This is a genomic window from Teredinibacter sp. KSP-S5-2, assembly GCF_032773895.1.
In the GTDB taxonomy this organism is placed as follows: Bacteria; Pseudomonadota; Gammaproteobacteria; order Pseudomonadales; family Cellvibrionaceae.
Genome location: NZ_CP120416.1, coordinates 801,166 through 822,875 on the forward strand (window position 1 = coordinate 801,166; position 21,710 = coordinate 822,875).

17 protein-coding genes are annotated in these 21,710 nt (G+C 47.3%); 13 read left to right on the forward strand and 4 right to left on the reverse strand.

All coding sequences use genetic code 11. The features are described from left to right. The first annotated feature begins 2 nt into the window (after positions 1–2). The 4 genes from P5V12_RS03710 (at position 3) to P5V12_RS03725 (ending at position 3,176) form a co-directional block, all read left to right on the forward strand. Positions 3–743, forward strand: a complete 741-nt coding sequence (locus P5V12_RS03710; protein ID WP_316955894.1) for an enoyl-CoA hydratase-related protein — start codon at positions 3–5, stop codon at positions 741–743. 15 nt (positions 744–758) lie between these two features. Continuing rightward, the gene (locus tag P5V12_RS03715; RefSeq protein WP_316955895.1) at positions 759–1,565 is read left to right on the forward strand and encodes an SDR family oxidoreductase; all 807 of its coding nucleotides are present in this window, start codon (positions 759–761) and stop codon (positions 1,563–1,565) included. 79 nt (positions 1,566–1,644) lie between these two features. Further along, positions 1,645–2,511 (forward strand): formyltetrahydrofolate deformylase, encoded by an 867-nt coding sequence (gene purU, locus P5V12_RS03720; RefSeq protein ID WP_316955896.1) that lies wholly within the window; start codon positions 1,645–1,647, stop codon positions 2,509–2,511. A gap of 74 nt (positions 2,512–2,585) precedes the next feature. Next, positions 2,586–3,176 carry a TetR/AcrR family transcriptional regulator gene (locus P5V12_RS03725; RefSeq protein WP_316955897.1) on the forward strand — a complete coding sequence of 197 codons (591 nt, stop codon included), beginning with the start codon at positions 2,586–2,588 and terminating at the stop codon, positions 3,174–3,176. Positions 3,177–3,432: 256 nt separating this feature from the next. Here the strand turns inward: P5V12_RS03725 and P5V12_RS03730 are convergent, their stop codons facing one another. Both P5V12_RS03730 and P5V12_RS03735 read right to left on the reverse strand, forming a co-directional pair. Continuing rightward, positions 3,433–3,684, reverse strand: coding sequence for a hypothetical protein (locus P5V12_RS03730; RefSeq protein ID WP_316955898.1), 252 nt, complete (start codon positions 3,682–3,684; stop codon positions 3,433–3,435). A gap of 187 nt (positions 3,685–3,871) precedes the next feature. Further along, positions 3,872–4,318 carry a YaiI/YqxD family protein gene (locus tag P5V12_RS03735; protein ID WP_316957405.1) on the reverse strand — a complete coding sequence of 149 codons (447 nt, stop codon included), beginning with the start codon at positions 4,316–4,318 and terminating at the stop codon, positions 3,872–3,874. A 201-nt stretch (positions 4,319–4,519) separates the two neighbouring features. Between P5V12_RS03735 and P5V12_RS03740 the strand changes: the two genes are divergently transcribed. Both P5V12_RS03740 and P5V12_RS03745 read left to right on the forward strand, forming a co-directional pair. After that, positions 4,520–6,085 carry a SulP family inorganic anion transporter gene (locus tag P5V12_RS03740; protein WP_316955899.1) on the forward strand — a complete coding sequence of 522 codons (1,566 nt, stop codon included), beginning with the start codon at positions 4,520–4,522 and terminating at the stop codon, positions 6,083–6,085. A 259-nt stretch (positions 6,086–6,344) separates the two neighbouring features. After that, positions 6,345–6,728: a tautomerase family protein gene (locus P5V12_RS03745; RefSeq protein WP_316955900.1), complete on the forward strand. Its 384-nt coding sequence runs from the start codon at positions 6,345–6,347 to the stop codon at positions 6,726–6,728. 48 nt (positions 6,729–6,776) lie between these two features. Here the strand turns inward: P5V12_RS03745 and P5V12_RS03750 are convergent, their stop codons facing one another. Next, on the reverse strand, positions 6,777–7,544 hold the full coding sequence (locus P5V12_RS03750; protein ID WP_316955901.1) for a PEP-CTERM sorting domain-containing protein: 768 nt from the start codon (positions 7,542–7,544) through the stop codon (positions 6,777–6,779). 650 nt (positions 7,545–8,194) lie between these two features. On the opposite strand from P5V12_RS03750, the gene P5V12_RS03755 reads away from it, so the two are divergent. The 5 genes from P5V12_RS03755 to P5V12_RS03775 all read left to right on the forward strand — a co-directional run bounded on the left by P5V12_RS03755 (position 8,195) and on the right by P5V12_RS03775 (position 19,411). Beyond that, positions 8,195–8,611: a hypothetical protein gene (locus P5V12_RS03755; RefSeq protein WP_316955902.1), complete on the forward strand. Its 417-nt coding sequence runs from the start codon at positions 8,195–8,197 to the stop codon at positions 8,609–8,611. A gap of 201 nt (positions 8,612–8,812) precedes the next feature. Further along, the gene (locus tag P5V12_RS03760) at positions 8,813–18,250 is read left to right on the forward strand and encodes an RHS repeat-associated core domain-containing protein (protein ID WP_316955903.1); all 9,438 of its coding nucleotides are present in this window, start codon (positions 8,813–8,815) and stop codon (positions 18,248–18,250) included. Between the two features lie 10 nt (positions 18,251–18,260). Further along, positions 18,261–18,503: a hypothetical protein gene (locus P5V12_RS03765; protein ID WP_316955904.1), complete on the forward strand. Its 243-nt coding sequence runs from the start codon at positions 18,261–18,263 to the stop codon at positions 18,501–18,503. 96 nt (positions 18,504–18,599) lie between these two features. Further along, positions 18,600–19,133 carry a hypothetical protein gene (locus P5V12_RS03770; RefSeq protein ID WP_316955905.1) on the forward strand — a complete coding sequence of 178 codons (534 nt, stop codon included), beginning with the start codon at positions 18,600–18,602 and terminating at the stop codon, positions 19,131–19,133. Positions 19,134–19,135: 2 nt separating this feature from the next. Next, positions 19,136–19,411 (forward strand): hypothetical protein, encoded by a 276-nt coding sequence (locus tag P5V12_RS03775; RefSeq protein ID WP_316955906.1) that lies wholly within the window; start codon positions 19,136–19,138, stop codon positions 19,409–19,411. 181 nt (positions 19,412–19,592) lie between these two features. Here the strand turns inward: P5V12_RS03775 and P5V12_RS03780 are convergent, their stop codons facing one another. After that, the gene (locus P5V12_RS03780) at positions 19,593–20,414 is read right to left on the reverse strand and encodes an integrase core domain-containing protein (protein WP_316955907.1); all 822 of its coding nucleotides are present in this window, start codon (positions 20,412–20,414) and stop codon (positions 19,593–19,595) included. Here P5V12_RS03780 and P5V12_RS03785 point away from each other — a divergent pair. Both P5V12_RS03785 and P5V12_RS03790 read left to right on the forward strand, forming a co-directional pair. After that, positions 20,398–21,216: an AHH domain-containing protein gene (locus P5V12_RS03785; RefSeq protein WP_316955908.1), complete on the forward strand. Its 819-nt coding sequence runs from the start codon at positions 20,398–20,400 to the stop codon at positions 21,214–21,216. The two genes, P5V12_RS03780 and P5V12_RS03785, sit on opposite strands and share 17 nt — an antisense overlap. A gap of 18 nt (positions 21,217–21,234) precedes the next feature. Continuing rightward, on the forward strand, positions 21,235–21,654 hold the full coding sequence (locus P5V12_RS03790) for a hypothetical protein (protein WP_316955909.1): 420 nt from the start codon (positions 21,235–21,237) through the stop codon (positions 21,652–21,654). Positions 21,655–21,710 lie beyond the last annotated feature (56 nt).

Genomic DNA, 21,710 nt, shown 5'->3' on the forward strand with positions numbered 1-21,710 from the left:
TAATGACAGAGTTAGTCACAACTCGATTCGAGGGAGAGGTATTGGTGGTAGGGATTAATCGCCCAGAGCGGAAAAATGCGCTGACGCTGCCTATGTATCAGGCTCTGGCGGAAGCGCTTTCCCAGTCGGATCTCAGCAAAAAGGCCGGGGCGGTGGTACTGCATGGAGGGAAAGACTGTTTTTCTGCCGGCTTTGATTTGGCGGAGTTAGGCGCGTTGACGGAGGTGTCGAACGAGAATCATCCTGTCATTCAGTTTATGAATGCTATGCGCCATTGCCCTTTGCCGATACTGGCGGCGGTAAGTGGTAAAGCTGTGGGGATTGGCGCAACCTTGCTGCTGCATTGTGACTTGGTGTATGCCAGCAAAACCGCATCACTGCGTTTTCCGTTTGTTGATTTGGGGTTGGTGCCGGAGTTTGCCGCCAGTTATCTTTTGCCCCGTTTATGTGGTTATGGCTTTGCTGCTGAATCCCTGCTTATGGCGGAAGAAATTCCAGCCGAACTGGCATATGCCAAGGGGATCATTCATTATTTGGTGAATGACCCGCTTTTTGTGGCGCTTAATCAGGCGCAAAAACTCAGTAAAAAACCGAGGTCTGCGTTGATTTCCACCAAGCGTTTATTGCGTGAGGCGAACGAGCAGGTCGTGAGCCAAACAATAAAAAGAGAAAATGAAGCCTTCTCAGCGGCCTTGTCCAGTGAGGCTTTTGGGCAGGCAGTTAAGGCATTTTTTCAATCGTGAATACGGGAGAAGGGCATGGCCATTCGTTTTGATTACTCCGGAAAAACCGTGGTGGTGGTGGGTGGTACCAGCGGTATTAACCAGGGCATAGCGCGGGAGTTCGCCATAGTGGGGGCCAGGGTGGCCGTTGCCAGCCGTAATCTGGAGAAGGTTGAGCGCACGGTTGCCGAGTTGGAAGAGCTGGGGGCGGAAGCCATGGGGTTTATTGCGGACGTGCGTCAATTGGATGCCGTGGAAGAAGGGTTTCAGTCCGTTGCTGACCGTTGGGGCCGTTTTGATGTGCTGGTTTCCGGTGCTGCGGGTAACTTCCCTGCAATGGCCAACGATATGTCCAGCAATGCCTTCAGGTCAGTGATTGAAATTGATTTGCTCGGCACATTTCATGTTTTAAAGGCGGCCTTTCCGCATTTAAAACCGGGTGCCAGTGTAATTAATATTTCTGCCCCTCAGGCCTCGGTGCCTATGGTGGCCCAGAGTCATGTATGTGCGGCCAAAGCAGGGGTGGATATGGTCACGCGCAGCCTGGCTCTGGAATGGGCCGAATCTGGTGTTCGAGTAAATAGTGTGGTGCCTGGGCCTATCGAAGAAACCGAAGGGGTGGATCGACTGGCACCGACAGAGAAGATGCGCTGGCAGCTTGAGCAAAGCATTCCAGCAGGGCGGTTGGGGAAAAAGCGGGATGTAGCCAACCTGTGCCTGTTTCTGGGAGCAGAGGAGTCTGCTTTTATTAACGGCGCGGTTATTCCTGTAGATGGTGGTTTTTCGCTCGCCGGGGCGGCCATTACCGGTAGCTATTTGAAAAAAATGTTAAAAAACAGCTAACTAGGCTGTTAAATAAAAGTATTTGTGTAGAATGGAGCGAAATTATTCGATCCAAATACCATCCATTTAGGAGTTATGTATGTCAGCTATGGTTGAAGAGCTGATTCTTAAATTCAGTTGTGCCGATAAGCCTGGAATCGTTGCTTCCGTGGCCAGCCTGTTTTCCTTGCAAGGGTTTAATATTCGTGAATCTTCACAGTTTGAAGATGCCTCGACCCAGCGCTTTTTTATGCGCACGGTGCTGGAGTCTGTGGAAGGGCCGAAATCTCTGGATGACGTGAAGTCGGCGTTTCAATCTGTTGCTGATCGCTACCAAATGGAGTGGTCTCTCTGTAATGCGAAAGAAAAAGCCAAGGTGGTGATTGCGGTTTCCCAGTGGGGTCATTGTCTGGATAACTTGCTCAACGGTTGGAAGCGGGGGTATTTACCTGTGGATATTACTGCGGTGGTATCCAACCATGAGGCTATGCGCCCACTCTGCGAATGGTATGGAGTTCCGTATCACTATTTACCGGTTACGCCGGCGACTAAAGCGGATCAGGAAGCGCAAATTCTCTCCATTATTGATGAGACACAATCGGACTTTCTGGTGCTGGCCAGATATATGCAAATCCTGTCCAATGACTTGTGTGGGAAACTGGAAGGTCGTGCGATTAACATCCACCATTCCTTTTTACCCGGTTTTAAAGGGGCCAAGCCCTACCATCAAGCCTATGATCGCGGTGTAAAGCTGATTGGTGCCACAGCCCATTACGTGACTGCCGAGCTGGATGAAGGCCCGATTATCGAGCAATCCGTTGAGCGGGTAAGCCATGCCAACACGCCGGAAGAGTTGGTGGAAATTGGCCGTGATATCGAGGCAGTCGTATTGCAACGTGCTGTCCGTTGGCATGCGGAAAGCCGCGTCCTATTAAACGGTCATAAGACTGTTGTGTTTAATCGATAAGGATATTTCTAAATTACCGGATGTCTCAGATATCATAGATTTTTTATGCAAGAAGATTCTAAATCGAGGTATCTATGGGACGGCCGGTAGAGTTTGAAAAGGAAGAGGTGTTACACAAGGCGTTGCTGACGTTCCGCCATAAAGGATTTACCAACACTTCAATTAAAGATTTAGAGTTAGCGACAGGCCTAAAGCCGGGCAGTATCTACGGTGCTTTTGGTAACAAGCGTGAGTTTTTTATTGCCACCCTTCAAAGCTATTTCGAGCTAACAGCCCAGAACTTTGCAGAAGATATGGCTGCCGAGCCAACTCCTCTGGCTGGGTTGAAGCGTTTCTACGAGAGAATTCTGTCCAACGTTGTGTCGGAAACCCCTGAGCGTTGTTGTTATGTGGTGAAAACCGCATTGGAATTATCCGGTGAAGAACCCGATATCCAGGCGATGATTCAGGAGTATTTCAAGGCGGTTGAGCACAATATTATCGCAGCTATCACTCAGGGGCAGGAAATTGGTGAGGTGACCCGAGCGCAGTCGGCAGAGGCGCTTGGTAAGCTTTTGCTGAATTCTTTGTATGGTATCAACGTTGAAAGCATGATTAATCCAAAGTTCTCTGACCTGGAGTTAATGAAAGAAACGTTGTTTACGATGTTGGCAGTAAGGCACTAAAGGCTGTGGTGCCAAACTATTTTTATTTTCTTCCTCCTATGGTCTGCCAGGACGAAAGTGTTTCCAGGCTGCTCTATTTAATTCAGATACTGAATACCTTCCAGGTAGGTAGCAAGTAAATCAGAAGCAATGAACTCGACCGTCGACAGCAGGGATGCTGGCGACGAGCCTCCATGGATGGATTAACGGCGTGTCGAAGAATTGCTTCTGCTTGCTGTCCAGAAAGCTTTCATAACTTTTGTATTCCTTTACCTGGCTATTCTTCTGCGTTTTCACTTTTATCTTTTAGTAGTTCCTGCCGTTCGCGTTCGTAATCTTCATAGCTTTTGTCGAACTGCTTGATACATTCCTCATATTCAATATCAAACCTTCTCATACACTCCTGTTTTTCCCTTTCTTGCAGCCCCTTATACGCAGATTCATGGGTGCAGGAAGACAAAATCAAAATAGCGATCGTAGCGAAGAGAATACGAAGAGAAAATGTGTCATTGCGTTGTGTGTGTGTCATTAGATGCTCATGGAAAATAAAAGACTTCAATTAGATACACACTATGCCATTATGTTCGGCAGATATTGTTTTCAATTGTTATCGGCTTGTTGCTATTTATTCTCCGGGCAGGTGAGCTTTTTACCTTTGCCGAATAGCGACATTATTCAGCAAAGGCTTTGATTGTCGGAGTCGAAATAGAAAGGCGTTACCTTTTTTGTTGGAGATATCGGTCCAAATGATCGGCAAATTGTTTGATCTCGGTTTTACCTAAAGCCGATGGGCCGCCAGTGTGAATACCGCTGCCTCTCAGTTCGTCCATGAAATTACGCATAGTCAGCCGCGCTCGAATATTCGCTTGGGTATAGAGTTCGCCCCGAGGGCTTAGAGCAGTCGCCTTTTTTTCAATGACGTCTGCTGCCAGCGGGATATCCTGGGTAATGACCAAATCATTCGCACCGACTCTTTGGGCAATTTCATTATCGGCAACATCAAACCCCTTTGTTACCTGCACGAAACGGACATGCTCTGAGGTGGGGACGGGTAAAAACTGATTCGCCAGAAACGTTGTCTGGATCATTCTGCGTTCTGCAGCACGGCAAATAATCTGTCTTATTGCAACCGGGCAGGCATCGGCATCCACCCAGATCTTTATATCACTCAAACTTTAATACTCCATCGTAGGGCTCTGGCCGGGATGATTAAAACGTGTGTCCATTGAGGAATCAGGCGTGTTTCGTTAGAATGCGCGCCTTCCCATTCGTTGATAATAACAATTCCTTCGTAGTGGTATCACAAAACATTCCCGTGTTTAGCGAAATAAGCACGCCATCTGTAAGTAAATTGAGAAAAATTCATGTTTGAACTTCACCCGAGCAAAGTCGCGTCGGTAAAAAATGATGTATTGTCTGGCTTAACTGTGGCCCTGGCGCTGGTTCCGGAAGCCGTAGCCTTTGCTTTTGTTGCTGGTGTAGAACCTCTGGTTGGTTTGTATGCAGCCTTTATGGTTGGTTTGATTACCGCGGCATTTGGTGGTCGCCCTGGAATGATCTCCGGCGCAACGGGCGCTCTGGCGGTGGTGATGGTGGCTTTGGTTGCCGATCACGGAGTTGAATATCTTTTTGCCACAGTTGTTTTAATGGGTTTTTTACAGATGTTGGCCGGGGCTTTGAGGCTGGGTAAATTTATTCGCATGGTGCCGCATCCGGTGATGCTGGGGTTTGTAAACGGTTTGGCGATTGTGATTTTTCTCGCTCAATTGGGGCAGTTTGGCACACCCGGTGAGGCAGGATGGTTAGCGGGAACTGCAATGGAAGGTTCGATATTGGATGTGGCGTGGCTAGAGGGGCAACAGCTGTACATGCTCGTTGGATTGGTAGCGTTAACCATGGCGATTATTCACTTCCTGCCCAAATTGACCACCGCGATACCATCTTCTTTGGCTGCAATCGTAGTGGTATCGCTGCTGGTTGTCGGGTTTAACCTGGACACCCGAGTGGTCGGTGATGTGGCTTCAATCAAAGGTGGTTTGCCCAGTTTTCATATTCCCGCGGTACCACTCAATTTCGAAACATTAAAAATTATCTTCCCGTATGCGGTTATTCTTGCCGCAATAGGTTTGATTGAATCCTTGTTAACCCTGCGTTTGGTGGATGAGATTACCGAAACCCGAGGTCGAGGTAACCGTGAATGTGCTGCACAAGGGGCGGCCAACGTGTTAACAGGTTTTTTCGGTGGAATGGGGGGATGCGCCATGATCGGGCAAAGCATGATCAACGTGAACTCGGGTGGTCGTGGTCGTTTATCCGGTGTTTCTGCTGCGTTGTTTTTATTGGCATTTATTCTTATCGCTTCACCCCTGATCGAGCGTATTCCTTTAGCAGCGCTTATCGGAGTAATGTTTGTGGTGGTGATTGGCACCTTTGAATGGAGTAGCTTTCGAATTATTCGCAAAGTACCCCGCAGTGATGCTTTGGTGTTGATACTGGTTTCAGCCGTGACGGTATTTACCGATCTGGCTGTAGCCGTAGTAGTTGGTGTGATTGTTTCTGCATTAGTGTTTGCCTGGGAACAAGCAAAGCATATCCGTGTTATTTCGAAAGAAGATCATAAAGGTTCAACCGTTTACGCGGTTGAAGGTCCGTTGTTTTTTGGTTCGGTCACATCCTTTATGGAGCAGTTCGATCCAGCAAAAGACAAGCGGGATGTGGTGATTGACTTTGCCAACTCACGCGTGGCCGATCATTCTGGTTTGGAAGCGATTGATTCGTTAGCCGATCGTTATCTTAATGCGGGTAAAACTTTGCACTTGGTACACTTGAGCGATGAATGCCGCAAGCTATTACGCAACGCCGGAAATTTGGTGGAAATTAATGTGATTGAAGACCCCAAATACTTCATCGCTGAAGATAGCTTAGGTTAATTTCGATAGGTTCTGGTATTTAGCAGGTGAGTCGCTGAGCAAATCAAGCTCACCTGCTTCCTTTCTTTTTTACGTTGCTCTTTCACGTTCTTCTTCTTCTTTATCTGATACTGTTCGCTGCCAGCTCCGCATTGCGGAATGCTTGATATTATATTGTATACGGAATATGTTTCGTTTCAGTCGAACCATCAGTGTAAACGTTGCATATATGTGACATTTTAATTGTATTTAAATCTATCTATTGTTACAGAGAATTGACATGATTGTTGTATATGGAATTGACAAAAAACTCAACCCGATTAAAGCCAAACTATCGGATGTGATTCATCAATGTATGCAGGAGGTTTTGGGGTTGCCGGAAGATAAACGTGCGCACAGATTTGTGCCGCTCGCTGCGGAGAACTTCTATTACCCTGGTGGACGAAGTGATGCTTATACGGTGATTGAAATTAATATGATAGAAGGTCGTGAAAAGGAAACGATCAAAGCGTTAATTAAAATGATTTTTTCTGAGTGTGAAACACAATTAGCGTTAGCCGAGGCGGATGTTGAAATTACGGTGAAACAACAGCCAGATTATTGCTGGGGGTTTCGCGGTATTACCGGCGACGAAGCGAAGTTAAACTATTCGATTAATGTATAACTTTGTGGAGCACCCAACGCGGGTGCTCCTTTAGATGCCTTTATACTCTTACACTTTTCTTCGTCGAAATGCCAAAGCAATTATTCCCAAACCCAAAAGACCTAAGGTAGCCGGTTCGGGAACGGCTGTAATACCGTTGGTTACCCGTAGGTTATCAATAAACACGCTATCAAAATAGCTCGGGTCGTCAATACTGCTTTTATTGCCAAATGAAAACCGCATAGACTCGATATCCGGGTCTGAAGGGCTAAAAGAATCAGAAAAGACTTTGGAATGGTCGATATAAAAATCCCAGGTATTCCCGATTAAATCAATATCGATAAGCATATTCAACGCTTGATTATTGTCGAATTTTCCAATGGTGTTTTTTATATATGTTCCATAGGACTCTGCAGTGATATTTCCCGTGCTTTCAAAATACACATTTCGCACCTGAGGGGTATCAAACAGTAGCGTGAATTGATTGGCTGAATTGTTGTTTGCGAAATTTTCAGCGTAAAAATCAAAAGAAACGGTATAGCGATCAGACTGAAACCCCAAATCTAATTCTATCTGGTCGTAGTAAAAACTCCCCTTGTTTCCAAGTGTATTAAATTTCAACGCGTTCCCGTCCAGCGGGCTATTTGATTGAACTAAAGGTTCGCCGAACACAACCTCAGATGGCGTGTCCGAATCGCCATTTGCCATCGGCGACAAACCTGGAGTATGTGTTGGGGATGAAAAATCAATATCGTAGTAGGTGGTGGGAAGAGCCCAGGCGTTATTAATCATAACGCTGGTGAGGAGAGCGCATATAAGTATCTGCCTGTTAAGCATATTTGATCCTTTTGAATGTGAATGAGTAATAAACATGGTATAGATATTGAAAAAGCACCCACGGATGTGAGAGCTGGAATAGTGTGACAGGCCGGTGTCTCAAATCATGAGACAGTGAGGGATTTTCTTCTGTGAAGTCCCGTAACAGGTCTAATCATTTCGAGGGATATTGTTTTTTTGTGCATGCTGAATGCGTGCGGTCTGATGGCCTGTTTATTTATTTTTATTCGGTTAATTGAATACTATGCAGTAGAACCTCTACTGTACTTTGCATGGCCAAGTGTGTGTTCGTCTGGTACCGGTTTCTTGGGTGATATTGAGAATTATTCTATTTTATAGTGGAGTGAGATTTTTTAATTCATGCTTAGGTATTGCATTTGATATCATGTTTTCTCAATTTAATTGATTGGTTTTATGGTTTGTCTTGAATGGGTTTGTTTTTATATGTTTTTTTATGTTTGGGTGGATTGTTTTTTGATGAAATAATAGTTAGACTTGCTAAAAATTGGACAGTCGTAGTAAGCAGGGAAGGTTAACATCGTTTTATTATTTGCTTTTTTCTTTCCTGATGTTATTCACTTTTTATTCTCTTCGGCCTGGGCAGGCACCTGCTTTATAGGTCAGGTGGTTTTTTCTTAAAAGGATTGATAATGAAAACAACACTTCTTTTCCTGTGTGGGATATTTGTCTCAGTCAATTCCTTTGCCGATGTGTTGGTCGATGTGCCTTCTATTGTTGGAAAAAACAAAAGCGAAGTCAGTGCGCTTATTGGCGAGCCGGGTTCCTGTGAAAACACAGAACAAGGTGAGCAGTGTGCTTATGCGCAAGCTGAACTGCAAATTGCATTTATTAATAATAAAGCGGACTGGATGACGGTAGAGGGTGTTGATCATTTGCCATTTAATTCCATTGCGATGGAGAACTTGGGGTTAAATCTCGGTTCGCCATCATCGTCAAGTGATTATGAAATTCGCTGGGAAAATACGGGCGGTTTAATTCTGGTGTCACTGTATAAAGGTAAAGAAAATAATAGTGACTACGTTTTTATTAAAGCGTTTTCAGAATAAAAATAATTCATCAGTATGGCGATTGAAACCGGTCTTTAAATTTCCTGTTTTGTTGGTAAGCCAAATATTTAATTTGGTGGGATGTGTTTTATCTAGGGAAGAGAATAAGTTGTTGTCGTAGGCTGTAGTCCTCTATAGCTTCTTGTGGTCTCTTTCCTTCTTGTTTTGTATTTACGGAAAACTTGTATCGTAGGGGAAAGTATGGCTGCTCAGGCTATTCATAATAAAATTCTATTCTTTGTTAAAAAAATACATTTGCTTGCGCTTATTGCTATTTTTTTTCCTCAGTTTGCCAGCGCAGTCACGCTCTATTATGCAAAGTTTACCCCCTCTGTGGTTGATGCTGGGGGAAGTTCCACACTATCGTGGTCAAGTAATGGTGTTTACTGCAAGGTTGGTAGCGTTACGTACAACAGTAAAAGTGGTTCCATTACATACAGCAATCTCCAATCAAATAAAACAGTTAGCGTAACCTGTTCTGCGCCAATGGGTGGGAGCGCTTCTTTTGTTGCTGGTGTTACGGTGAATATTCCCAAGCCAGGAATTCCTTCAAGCTTAACGGTGTCTCCTGGCACCCTTTACACCACCTCGTCATTGGCGCATTGCACTGCGTCCGATGTTGTTTGTCAGCCGAGAGATATTGCCCAGGGAACCGTTACCCGAGGCTCGTCATCAGGGACTGTTTCAAGTTATCAAATTGAACGGAGAGTCAATGGCGGCAGTTGGACTTCGTACTACACTGGAACCGCCAATAACCTGACTTACACATTTACTCCGGGTTCCTGGCAGTTTCGGATAAAGGCGTGTAATAGCAGTGGCTGCAGTGATTATAAGTACAGTAATACCGTGTCTGTGGTATATCCGGTGCCGGGTGTGCCGACCAGTATGTTGGTGTCGCCCGCGACAACGTCAGCAACCTCTGTGGCTGCGTCCTGGGGGGCGGCGGCCAATACTCCGAGTCGTTATGTCACCCGCTATGAAGCGCAAAGACGTTTAGGTTCGGGCAGCTGGAGTAATTTTTCCACCAGTAACACCACTCAGGCCAGTTCCACGAGTATGTCAGTGGGGACTTGGTCATTCCAGGTACGCGCCTGTAATACTACCGGTTGTAGTGCTTATCGGAGTGGTAATAGCGTACTGGTTGTTATGCCTGTTCCAGGTGCCATACGTTATCCCTCGTTAATCACGGCCTCGTCGGTAAATATTGCCTGGGACTCTGTTTCAGGGACTGTGACCAAGTATGAATTGCAAGAAAAAATAGATACCGGTAATTGGGCAACCATCTATTCCGGTACAAACATCAGTTATGAACGTTCACCGCTAACTACCAGTAAGCGCAGTTATCGTGTAAGAGCCTGTAATGGCTCGGTCTGTGGGGATTGGCGTGGAGGCGGAGAATCTACCGTTATTATTTCCAGTTTAACGGTGAGCAAAACCTTCTCTAACAATGGCCAATATACGGTGAGCTGGACAGCGAACACCGTTTATGGGAATGCGTTCTTTTACGAGAAATACGGTGATGGCACACCAACCATGACGCAGTTGACGAACTCTTCGGGGGTGAAAACCTATTCGAAAACGGTTGATGGTCACTATTCGTATTACATTGAAGAGCGGGATTGTCGACAGGCGAATCAATTGGGCTACTGTCCGGTGTTGGCAACTATTCCGGTTAAGACTGTTCAGGTTTTATTTCCGCCGTCTGCTCTAGACAAGGTTGATCCGTCGACTACCAGTACCACAGAACGATCGGTCACTATCAGTTGGCCAAGCTCCCCTACTGCGTCTGAGTACGTGTTGGAACGGGAATACAATGAGAGTGGAACCTGGGAGCAAATATATAAAGGGCCGAATGTGTCCAGTGGTTCAGGCTCACTTAATCCTGGTAGTTGGCGCTTCCGAGTTCAGGCATGTAATTTAGGCGGGTGTAGTCCTGCCACAAACTCGGGAAAAGTGGCCATTAATTTGATTACTCCAGCCCCGGTTTCCGGTATTGCGGGAGATGCGGCCAGTACAACGGGGAATGTCACCATCAGTTGGACCGGCAGCACTCATGCCACTGAATATCGAATAGAGCTGTTGGATTATGGAACGAATAGCCTTAAGGCCAGTTATACAACCACGTCAGCGGGATTGGGAAATACAGGTCTAGCTGACGGTCAATATTACTACCGCATTCAAGCGTGTAATGTGTATGCCAACCTGGAAGCATGCAGTTTGGCGGTGCCGTCTTCGGTCGTGTCTGTTTTTAGCTCTGCGCCGCCATCCACTGTAACCAATATTCGTGTGAATAATGAAAGCGGTAGACGGGAGACGAAGGTCACTTGGGACTCCTTAACCGGCCTGGAGTATGGTGTTAATCGTGTTGGCATAACAGCGGGTACGAATAGCAAAGAATTCACCAATAGAGTGGCAGTGTTAAATGACTACGTTTTCCCCAACGGCAGCTATGAATACCAAGTTGTAGCCTGCAAAACGTTATACGGAATAAAAAAATGCTCACCAGCGACGGCATCAGCACCGGTCAATATATCTGCTCTTGTTGAGCCGGTTTATGCCAATCCGTTTGACGGCGTAATCGCAGATAAAACACTGGTTAACTCTGCACCTGCCATGCCGGCCGAGCCGGTGGGTGTGCTGCAGGGAGCGGCGAATGTCAGCGGCGGCTCTGCCTCATACAGCGTTCCTATTGCTCTGCCACCAGGCAGAAACGGTGTTCAGCCTTCAGTTTCCTTGAGTTATTCATCGCGTGGTGGCAATGACACTTTGGGGGTTGGCTGGAGTCTGGGCGCTGGCGGTGCGATCAGCCGTTGTGGTAACACCTACGCCCAGGATGCCTTAACCCGGGGAGTGCAGTACTCGATAACGGAAGACCGGTTGTGTCTGAATGGCTCACGACTGATGGTGGTATCGGGAACATACGGTGCGGCAGGTGCAGAATACCGGACAGAGAGCGATAGCTTTGTCCGGATTACGCAGCACAGTGGCGGAATTAACAGTACGGTTGCATGGTTTACGGCGGAATACAAAGACGGTTCCGTTCAATACTTTGGTAAAAATACCAATAGTAAATTAATTCATGCCGGTGTTTCTTACCCGATTAGCTGGTTACTGGAGTTTGAACACGATGCAGTCGGCAACACCGACGGCGCAGCAAATTTGGGCAACGTACCCGTTGCAGCCGCTAATTTTATTCATTACGACTACACCACCTTTGGTGAAGGTGAAAAGCTGTTAACCGAAATTTCCTATACCGGGAACAGCGAAAGCGACAAAGGTGATCGGGCGGTCGAATTTATTTATGAGCCGCGTGATGACAGGACGGTATCGTATTTAGCGGGTGGAAAATCGGAAACCACTCAGCGGCTGCACAAAATTACCACGAAGTATGGTTTAGACAGTATTTACGAATACCGTGTTGGCTATGGTTTGAGCTTGGCGAGTGGACGATCACTGGTTAAAAGCATTACCCACTGCGCATTTGAAGGCACTTGGCAGTGCCTGCCTGCAACCCGTTTTGACTGGTTGGAAAACAGTACTATTGCAGAAGTGACCCCACTTAAAATAGGCGGGGTGGAAACCTTTGCGGGAGAAGTGTACCTGCATAATGTGATGTCACAGGGCGACGTGGACGGTGATGGTACGCGGGATTTTATCGGTTACAACGTCAATGCCGAACAAGACAACGAAGGTACCAACGATGTGGATGTCGAGTTTGGTTGCCTGCGCACAGAAGTGAAGGGCCGATACACCTGCATCGAATTAGACCTGGATTCAGACGGCATCAACGATGCGTTCAAGTTTGAGCAAGGGAAGTTGCACGTGCAGTTTTCTTCACAAAAGCCAAGCTCCGGCGTGCACCCCTACGTGAACACCAACATCTTGTTGAAAATCCCTTCCAACTCGGCGACCGAAGATGAGTTGAGAAATCCGATATATAACCGTCGTGATGAAATCCTTACGGCGACGGATGTGGACGGTGATGGGCTGCAGGATTTGGTGGTGAAATACACGGAAACGGGTACCAGCCCCTTTTACCCTAACGAGCTGGCAGGCCGAACACAGCTCCGGGTGTATTTAAATAACGGTGGTGCTACCGCGACCCATTTTGCAACACAGGGAGCAGATGTGTACACCTACCAGGAGTTGGCCGAAACGGTGTATGGCTGCTCTATCGTAGGCTGTGGTCAGCTTCCAGCCGGTGGCCAGTATGATGTCTTTACCTACGAAGCCCTGACCCCTATTGGTGATTATGACGGCAACGGTTTAACGGATTTCATCATCGAAGAGACGATGGATAAATTTCATTTGGCCACCACCTATTACGACCCTGTTCCTGTCGCTGTGTTACTGAATAAAAGTACGCCGGGCAATTTGCAATTTGAGCGTGTGTTAAAAGGCGGCTTTGGTGCAGGAACAACCACGGATTATGGCCCTGGTGAAAAATACTTCCACACCTACCTGGATGTTAATGGCGATGGTTTGTCTGATACGCTAGGTTGGAGTAACGGTCAACTTGCGGTGATGCTAAACAAGGGCGATATCACGTCAAACAGTATCGTCTTAACGCAAGTGGATAACACCCAGAGTACTCGGAAGTTTATCGAAGAGCGATACCATGAAATTTTAATGTCTTATGGTGGAGGGCTATTAAAGCGTGCCATCGTACAGCCTAAATACAATGATGCCATGCACGCGGTTGACCTCAATGGCGATGGACGCCAGGAACTGGTTATGCCGGGGGAGCGTTTAATTTCGGTATGTTCCACCTCCGCATTTGGTTTTGAAGGCACCGTCGAAAAATGTGGGGATGAGTTGTATGGTGCGATCCAGACACAAACGTCGACATACCCGACCACTCCGATAGGGTCGTATTACTACGATGATTCTATCTACCGTTGGGACGCACTCTACTTTGATGACGATGGCAATGGCGGTTACACCGTCAGAAAAGAGCCGACTGCTTTTGTCGGTCCAGCCTACGAAGTGCGTTTCTTTGATGCCTTTGGTGACGGCAATGTGGATATGGTCAGCACCATCGGTTTGCGTACCTATACCGGCACCGTCTCTAAACGAATCGATACTGCGAACTCCAATTCAACCTGGCTATCCGAACTGGCCTCTGGCAGTAATTTTATTGCCGGTGCCTACATCACCCGTAACTACGGTTCGGGTAATGGCACCACCACCGGCAGCTACAACCCTGTGGATGTGATGAGCAAGGCAACCAATGGCTTTGGCGTGACAGGGGAATGGGCCTATCGTCCGCTATCCACCGGAGACACCAGTGTGGCAGGGCAGGCCCTCTACTCCACGGCACATGACTACGTTAACCAGAGCGAGGGGTATTTCCACTTTAGCTCCAGCATGTATGTGGTCAGCAACTTCAAGCAGTCCAACGGCATTGGCGGGCTCAATGAAACCAAATACGCCTACCGGGGCGCGATGTACAACAGCAAAGGGCGTGGTTTTACCGGCTTCCGCTCGATGATTCGTGAAGACGTGGCCAACGGCCTGGTCAGCCACACCGACTTCCATCAAATGTTCCCGATGGTGAGCCTGGTGCAGCAGCAAGGCCAATTCACCAGCGATACCTATGGTACTTTTGGTTCGAGCAATGTCTTTGGTGATGGCGCGGCCTGCACCATCAGTGGCACCTCGGAAACCAGCCTGTCCAGCTTGCCTGCCAATGCGAGCCAAGCCATTCACTTCAGCCACCACTGTTATGCGCAAAATACTGCCCATCAAATGGATATCGCGGTAACCGCGTCGGCTGGTGGTATACACAGCATCTATGCTACCCAGAATCAAAGCGTAATGCGCAAGCTGATGTGTGACACGTTACCCTGCAGCCTGAGCCGGCCCGTATCGATACAAACCAGCGAAACCACCAGCATAGATAAATGGGGCAACGCCATCGCGACCACACAAACCCATTGGGATGAATGGGGAACGCGGGTCACGGCGGCCAGCGCCACGATTGACATCACATCAACGCAGGAAGCCGCCTGGTGGCTGGATAAGAAAACGGTGAGTAGCGTGACCCAGGATAAGGTGACAGGCCGTCATCTTGAGGATGCGTTCTCCCGTTACAGCGGCAGTGAAACCGGCTTAGACAACGCCATTGAAGTTGAAACCACCTACAGCTACGACACGACCCGTTCACTTCGAATACCAAAGCAGGTCAAAGTGACTTCGGTGAACGTCAACGGTGTGGATCAGCTGGCCAGCAATCAAGGGCTATACAGTGACACCGTGACCCTATTCAATGACTACGGCCTGCCAACAAGCACCAGTCAAACCGCCTACCAAAAGAACACCAGTGGGCAATGGCAGTTGCAAACGCGGACCACCACCATCCCCGAGTACAGTACTGATGGCTACTTCCCGCGTACCGTGACCAACCCGTTAGGCCACAGCGTGATGACGGACATTGACCCGGCATCGGGGCAGGCGTTATCCGTCAGTCGCATGCTGGATGCCACCCACAGCGTGACGGTGACCACCAACTATGATCCGTTCGGTCGGCCATTGGCCATCCACACCGATGGTGCCGCCACTCAATATCTGCGTTATACCTTACCGGACATGGATGGCCCGACCCTGGCGGCACTTCAGGTGACCACAACCCAGGCGGGAACCCCCACAAGCAAAGCCTGGCAGGACAAATTGGGCCGAACCCTGCGCACCGCAACGCAAAGCTTTGCGGGCTCCTGGGTGTATGGCGATGTGTTCTACAATGCCCGTGGCCTGGTCAGCTTTGAGTCGGTGCCCAGCTTTAGCATGTTGAACAGTCCGAGTGAGGGCCACGGTGTGACCTACACCGCCTATGACCCGCTTGGCCGGTTAATGGGCAAGCAAGTCAGCCAAACCTGTGGCACCTTGGGCATCAATACCACCATGACCACCAGCTACCGGATTGATACCGCAGACCCCTATCAAACGGATATCCTGGTGCAAGGTGGGTGTGAAGGGAAAACGCTGACCATGAGCCGCACCTACAACAGCCTGGACCAATTGATGCGGACCACCGATGCCGAAGGCGGCATCACCCGCTACGGATACAACAGCCTGGGCAGCCCGGTGGTGATTGAAGACACACAGGGGCATCCGATCGTGGCGTTGTATGACGGCCTAAACCGCAAAGTTAAGGTTAATGACCCCAATCAGGGCATCACCCACTTTGTGTATAACGGCTTTGGTGAACTGCAACAGGAAACCCGGGCCAACAACAAAACCGTCAACTACTACCTGGACTCGCTTGGCCGTGTCACATTGCGCACTGCAACAGGCGAAGACAACCTCAGTTACAGCTACGATAACGCCAGTTATGGTTATGGTCAGCTCTACCAGGAATCGGGTGCTGGTTTAACCCGTCATTACAGCTACAACGACAAAGGTCAACCCGTCAGCACCACCGAGACCCACAGCACCGGTGAAAGCTACAGCGTCACCAGCCTGTACGACGCCAACTACGGCCGGCTCAAAGGCCTGGAATACCCCAATCACCTCACCGTGGAATACGACTACAACACCTATGGCTACATGAATGTGGTAAAAAATGCGGCCACGGGCTATGTCTATCAGGAAGTTGACGACATGGACCAGTGGGGCAACATCGTCGGGGCGACACTGGGCAATGGCATTCAGGAATTGGCGCAATACAGTGCGGTCAATGGCCAGGCATTGCAGATAAGCGCACTGCGCAACCTGCAAGAGATACTGGATATCCAATACCAGATGTACGACGGCTTCGGCAATATTCTGCTGGAACACATGCAAAACGGCGCCGCCACCCCGGATATGGGCGATAAGGGCGGAAGCCACAACTACAGCGAATACTTTGTCTATGACGACCTGCACCGGTTAACCCACAGCAGCTTTAACAGCTTCAATGGCACCGGTCTTGATTACACCTACGACTCAGGTGGCAACCTGCTGAGTAAATCCGACTACGCCCGCAACTACGACTACACCACCGGCACCAGCGGTGGCCCCAACGCGGTCAAACGGGTAGAGAAAATCCTCAAGCAACAGGACGGCACCACCCAATACCAATGGGCGAACTTTGGCTACGATGCCCGGGGGAATATGACCAGCGGCGATGGCTTAAGCCAAGCCATCTACAATGCCATGGACAAACCCACCTATATCGAGAAAGGCGGCGCGACCCTGAGTTTTGCCTATGGCCCCAGCCATATGCGTTACCGGCAAATCAAAGTCAAAGAAAATATAACCACCACCACACACTACGTGGGCAAGCTGTTTGAAAAGGAATACCGCGAAGAAAATGGTGTGACGCGGGAAAGCTGGCGGGCCTACATTGGCAGCACCGCAGTGGTCAGCCAGGACGACAGTGACGGTTTTGCCATCCGTTACCAACACAAAGACCGGCTAGGCAGTGCACGTACCTTCACCGATGCAAACGGCCTGGTGGTGGCACAACGGGACTACGACCCGTTTGGTAAACCGCGAGAAGCCGATGGCAGCCTGAAAGAAAATGTCTGGTTAGGCGGTGGTGAACAACAGCGCCCCATATTGGGCGACGAAGCCGATGCCAAAACCCGACGTGGCTTTACCGACCATGAACATCTGGACGATGTGGAGTATATACATATGAACGGTCGGGTGTATGATTACAACCTGGGCCGGTTTCTGAGTGTGGACCCGTACATCCAGAGTCCAAAGAACTCGCAGAGTATTAACTCATACTCGTACATCATGAATAACCCGCTGGCAGGGACTGATCCGACGGGGTATCAAGCAGAGTGTGGGGTTGGTTGCTATTCCGTTATTTTTAACCAAGATGGTAGTAGTACAACAACGCGAAATGGAAGGATTACGTCCGCATACACAGAAGTGACTACAGCAACAGAAGGTGGTACGAAAACCACATTTTATAATGGGGCTCTGAGCAATGAGCAAGTTGTAAAAAGGCTGTTTAGGGAGAAAGGGGCTGAAACAGATGCGGATACTGAAACCAAAACTAATCAGTCTACTTTACGGAATCAGGAAGCATTGCACGGGTCTGAGAATGGGCTTGTTTATACGGGGTTGATACCGAAGGAGTTGACGAAAGCTGCTGAAGAGACTGAAGGAGACATTGAGGCGATTAGGGTGCCTGGGGCGTCACATGAGGGATTTCAAGGATTTATTGATGAAATGGATTCTGCCATTCAGGCCGCTTTTAAAGGAAAAGATTTCGACTCCGAAGCATTCGCAAGAGGGGTTACAGATGGCGCTGCAAGTTATCTGATTGCACTAAAGCGTGCTTTTGTTGCAGCAGCCGATTCACAAGGTTTTTCTGGAGAAGAAAGATATAATCAGTTCTGGTTAAGAGTGAACCTAATGGATAGGGAAATAAATCGAATGATAGCTGATCCCGCACACCGCCAGTTAATTACTGGGCTAATCCGAAGTAATCTTAATGAGGGTCTATCAGTTCTTTCTGGTAGTCAGCTTAGTTATGTAGCGGGGAGGTTTGCTGGACGGACGGGAGCGGCCTCTCAGGTGCATGGGTATTTCAAGGGAGCTGCGATGCTTGGTGATTATTATCACGGTGTTACCCGAGCGGGAGCAGGGATTGCTGCTGTATCTGAATGGGTTGGTTTAGGTGAATCGTTAGACTCGTTTAAATAGTTGAGGCGTTATGTCGGAGAATAACTCAGTAATATTGGCAATTATGGTGCCTCTAGTATTTTATTCATTATTAATATTTGCTGTTGTTGGTGGGTATTTATGGTGGGGAATTGCGGCACTAATTATTATGGCGATTACTTTTTTTGTAAGAATTAAAAAAAGGAGTGTACGCTGGTTAAGTGCTCTACATATTAGTTTGGCTATTATGGGGCCGCTATCTGGTGCCGCGATAATTTATTTAGGTGCACTCTAAATTTTAATTAGAGGTGTGATTTAAAGCTCTGGCCTAAACCCCAGGGCTTTTTAGTTCTTGTCTCTAATCTCAGAAAAACCAAGGGGATGTACTCCAATGTCACAAGAGGGAGGGGTTAAGCTCGGTGAAGGGTTCCTTGCTTCTGGTTCCCCTTTTATGGACACGTTAACTGATACAGACACACATCTTGCTAGGTTGAGAGCCGCAACATCAGCCGTTGTTCAAACCCTCGGTGGAATAGGCCAAGACGCTTTGGCAGTTCTTGTTGGTTGGACTCCTTTTGGAGTATTTCTTGGCTTACATGGTACAAGCAATATTACCGGTGGAGTTGGTGATTATCTTGATATCTTTGATGGTGGAAGTAGAGATTGGAACTTTGTGCGACAGGGCTATGAAAATATTGCAGTAGCAGCAAACTTAGATCGTTCTGTTGGAACTTATGCTCATGCTGGTGTTGGTTTATTTACCGCCGGATATGGTTTAGCTAGAGGTGTTCCGGTTACGTTGTACCCTGGGTCGGCTTTACAGCATACTTCTACTGTTCGTGCATTTACTCAAGCTGGGGCTATGGAGCTTACAAATGAAGCATTCCAGGCTGGGTATACAATTTATGAGCAGGCAGGTAATTAGAAATGGTATTTTTAATAGTATTATTCTCTTTGGTTCTTGTGTGCCAATATATTTTTCTTGAGCTGTTTATTATTAATAAATTAGCGAAAAGGAAGGTCGGTTACTTTGCTGTTTGCTTGATGCAATTTTTTTTAGTGGTGTTTCTAGCTTATAAATTCTTTTCGGGTGGTGGTGTTGAGACTGTTATTTCACTAGTTTTTGTTTTTACCTCTTTATTTGCATTTGTGAGATTTTTACGGCGTTTTTCAGCTCAAAATGAAATGGTGAAAATTAAATAAACCAAGAACCGCCCTTAATTAAAAACAAAGCCCTGGATTAATCTCCGGGGCTTTTTTTAGTGTACGGCAAGCATGAGTCCCTTCAACTTGGTTACGTCCCGGCCGATCCCTGGCCGGTCGTTCGTAAAGGTAAAGCGGTGCTTTACCTTATTTACTCACCTGTCCTTGGCGAATTGCTAATTCAACCTAAAGATGGGAGATGAAAGAGGCCTCGACAGTGGCTTTCCCACGAGTAGTCAGAAAGCTTAAGCGTGTTTTTTGAGCAGTTTATGGGTGGCCTTTCCATTGTGGCCGAATGACAGCGGTGTTGATTGTAGTAATGCTTAAATTGATCAAGCTTTTGTTGTAAATCCCGCCTGTTCCAGAAGAGCGTCTGATCGAGTAATTCCCTTCTAACTGTTCCGATTACGCGTTCAATAAACGGGTGGGATGTGGGCACACAAGGAATGGACTTTACTTCTTCTATCTCCAGTATCCGCAAGTTTGCTTTCCAGCGATGGAATTGAAATAACGGATCATTATCGGAGCTTAGATAGTTAGGCAATGTTTGTTTACTTTGTATCTGGTTAAACATACGGCATGCCGCTACGCCATTTAGATCGCCAGCATGAACAGCAAAGCCAACAATGCGACGGGTGAACTGATCCATGACCAGCATTACCCAGTGGCTTTTTAGCGTGGCCGATTCGCACCGGAAAAAATCCGTACTCCATAGGCTGTCCTTGCTATGGCCTAAAAAGGTTAGCCACGAAGGGCCAGTGTTATCGCCATTTGGTTTGTGGTATCTGAATAAAACGCGTCGAACAATATCTTTATTAATTGCTAAACCAAACGCCAGATTAATTTGTTGAGCAATAACCCCTTTAAATAACCCATTAGCGGGGACCGATCCGACGGGGTATGCGGCGGAGAAAGAGGAACCACCGCCTCCTGAGCTTGAGAAGTATGCACGTGAAGAATATGGTAATTTACAAGGTGTTGTTACCATGTCGGATGGAAGCATGGTTGCTGTTTATGAAAATGGTGCGGCGCAGTTAGATATTAAATCTGATGGAAAGGGTGGTTATTCGAAGTCCGATATTGGGAGTCAATCTGCAACGAATAGTCAGGCTGCTCGGTTAACTGGTGCAATAAACAGTAATAGCCCAAAACAGAGTGGAGGTGGCCTTGGATCATTCCTTTACGGAATGGGCAAAGGGTTTGTTAAAGATACCCTTCACAGCGCGCATACTTATATCACAGGCGTTTCTCCAGAAGAGCAAGGAGATCCCACTGGAATTGGAGCAAACAATAATGCAGAGCAGGCTGGTTTAGAAACATATGAAGATAATAAACTTGTAATAAATTTAACCTTAGCTGCGTTGCCTACGTCTAGAGCAACTCTTTCTAAATTCGGGAAAGCATCCACAAAGGCTGATGATGTTGCAGATTCTACTGTCGAACTAGCTGAACAACTCAAATTGAGTCCAACAAAGCAAAGAGAGCTGTTAAGAAAGGCTATGGGGTCCGAAGGATCGTGGAAAGTTGCTCACCATGTTATTCCTTTGGAGGCCATTAAGCGTTTTCCAGAGCTAATGAAAAAGGCAGCTAAGGGCGGTTTTAATATTAATGGGAAAAATAATGGGGCTTTATTGGGGCGTGCTGATCATATTGGAGGGCATCCGGTATATAACAAAGCTGTAATGGAGCAGTTAGGTAGAATCAGTCCTAATTTAAGTCCAGCGAGGACAGCAAAAGAAATGCAGAAAGCATCTAATACACTTCAAAATGAAATTCAGAACAGTACTTTTGGTTCTTGGGGTTAGAAAGTTTAGGTTTAAATTATGAATGATAAGAGCTTAGGTGATTGGAAAGATTTTATTAAAGCAGTTGTTGCTTTGTACGAAAAGGGAAGAAGTGAGCAGGATATATCTTCTGAATACAGTGGTTGTAGTGTCGCTTGGAAGGGGATTGTTTCTGATATAAAACTAGATGAGGAGTTTTCTCCTGGAATTGCAATGTCTATGGAGCCTGAAACAACCCCAATGTCAAAGGGGAAAGTCTTAAGGTCTGACCATCTATTTTTAAACGTAGATGAAAATACATCTGCTAGTTGGAAAGGTTGCAGTATTGGTGATAGTGTTAGCTTTACAGCTACTATATCAAAGGCTTCTGGGCCTTTTCCTGAAATACAATTATCTGAAGATGATGAAGATCCAGAAGTTTTATTAATGATTGGTTTGTATGGTTGTCAGAAAAAATAAAACAATAGGGGATAGACCCAATTAGTCACAATCGTCGGGGCGACACTGGGCAATGG

What these genes read in the sequence shown, in the direction of transcription:
- P5V12_RS03710 (WP_316955894.1), top strand. Translation starts at nt 3, where the DNA reads ATGACAGAGTTAGTCACAACTCGATTCGAGGGAGAGGTATTGGTGGTA.
- P5V12_RS03715 (WP_316955895.1), top strand. Translation starts at nt 759, where the DNA reads ATGGCCATTCGTTTTGATTACTCCGGAAAAACCGTGGTGGTGGTGGGT.
- purU (WP_316955896.1), top strand. Translation starts at nt 1,645, where the DNA reads ATGTCAGCTATGGTTGAAGAGCTGATTCTTAAATTCAGTTGTGCCGAT.
- P5V12_RS03725 (WP_316955897.1), top strand. Translation starts at nt 2,586, where the DNA reads ATGGGACGGCCGGTAGAGTTTGAAAAGGAAGAGGTGTTACACAAGGCG.
- P5V12_RS03730 (WP_316955898.1), bottom strand. Translation starts at nt 3,684, where the DNA reads ATGACACACACACAACGCAATGACACATTTTCTCTTCGTATTCTCTTC.
- P5V12_RS03740 (WP_316955899.1), top strand. Translation starts at nt 4,520, where the DNA reads ATGTTTGAACTTCACCCGAGCAAAGTCGCGTCGGTAAAAAATGATGTA.
- P5V12_RS03745 (WP_316955900.1), top strand. Translation starts at nt 6,345, where the DNA reads ATGATTGTTGTATATGGAATTGACAAAAAACTCAACCCGATTAAAGCC.
- P5V12_RS03750 (WP_316955901.1), bottom strand. Translation starts at nt 7,544, where the DNA reads ATGCTTAACAGGCAGATACTTATATGCGCTCTCCTCACCAGCGTTATG.
- P5V12_RS03755 (WP_316955902.1), top strand. Translation starts at nt 8,195, where the DNA reads ATGAAAACAACACTTCTTTTCCTGTGTGGGATATTTGTCTCAGTCAAT.
- P5V12_RS03760 (WP_316955903.1), top strand. Translation starts at nt 8,813, where the DNA reads ATGGCTGCTCAGGCTATTCATAATAAAATTCTATTCTTTGTTAAAAAA.
- P5V12_RS03765 (WP_316955904.1), top strand. Translation starts at nt 18,261, where the DNA reads ATGTCGGAGAATAACTCAGTAATATTGGCAATTATGGTGCCTCTAGTA.
- P5V12_RS03770 (WP_316955905.1), top strand. Translation starts at nt 18,600, where the DNA reads ATGTCACAAGAGGGAGGGGTTAAGCTCGGTGAAGGGTTCCTTGCTTCT.
- P5V12_RS03775 (WP_316955906.1), top strand. Translation starts at nt 19,136, where the DNA reads ATGGTATTTTTAATAGTATTATTCTCTTTGGTTCTTGTGTGCCAATAT.
- P5V12_RS03785 (WP_316955908.1), top strand. Translation starts at nt 20,398, where the DNA reads ATGTCGGATGGAAGCATGGTTGCTGTTTATGAAAATGGTGCGGCGCAG.
- P5V12_RS03780 (WP_316955907.1), bottom strand. Translation starts at nt 20,414, where the DNA reads ATGCTTCCATCCGACATGGTAACAACACCTTGTAAATTACCATATTCT.
- P5V12_RS03790 (WP_316955909.1), top strand. Translation starts at nt 21,235, where the DNA reads ATGAATGATAAGAGCTTAGGTGATTGGAAAGATTTTATTAAAGCAGTT.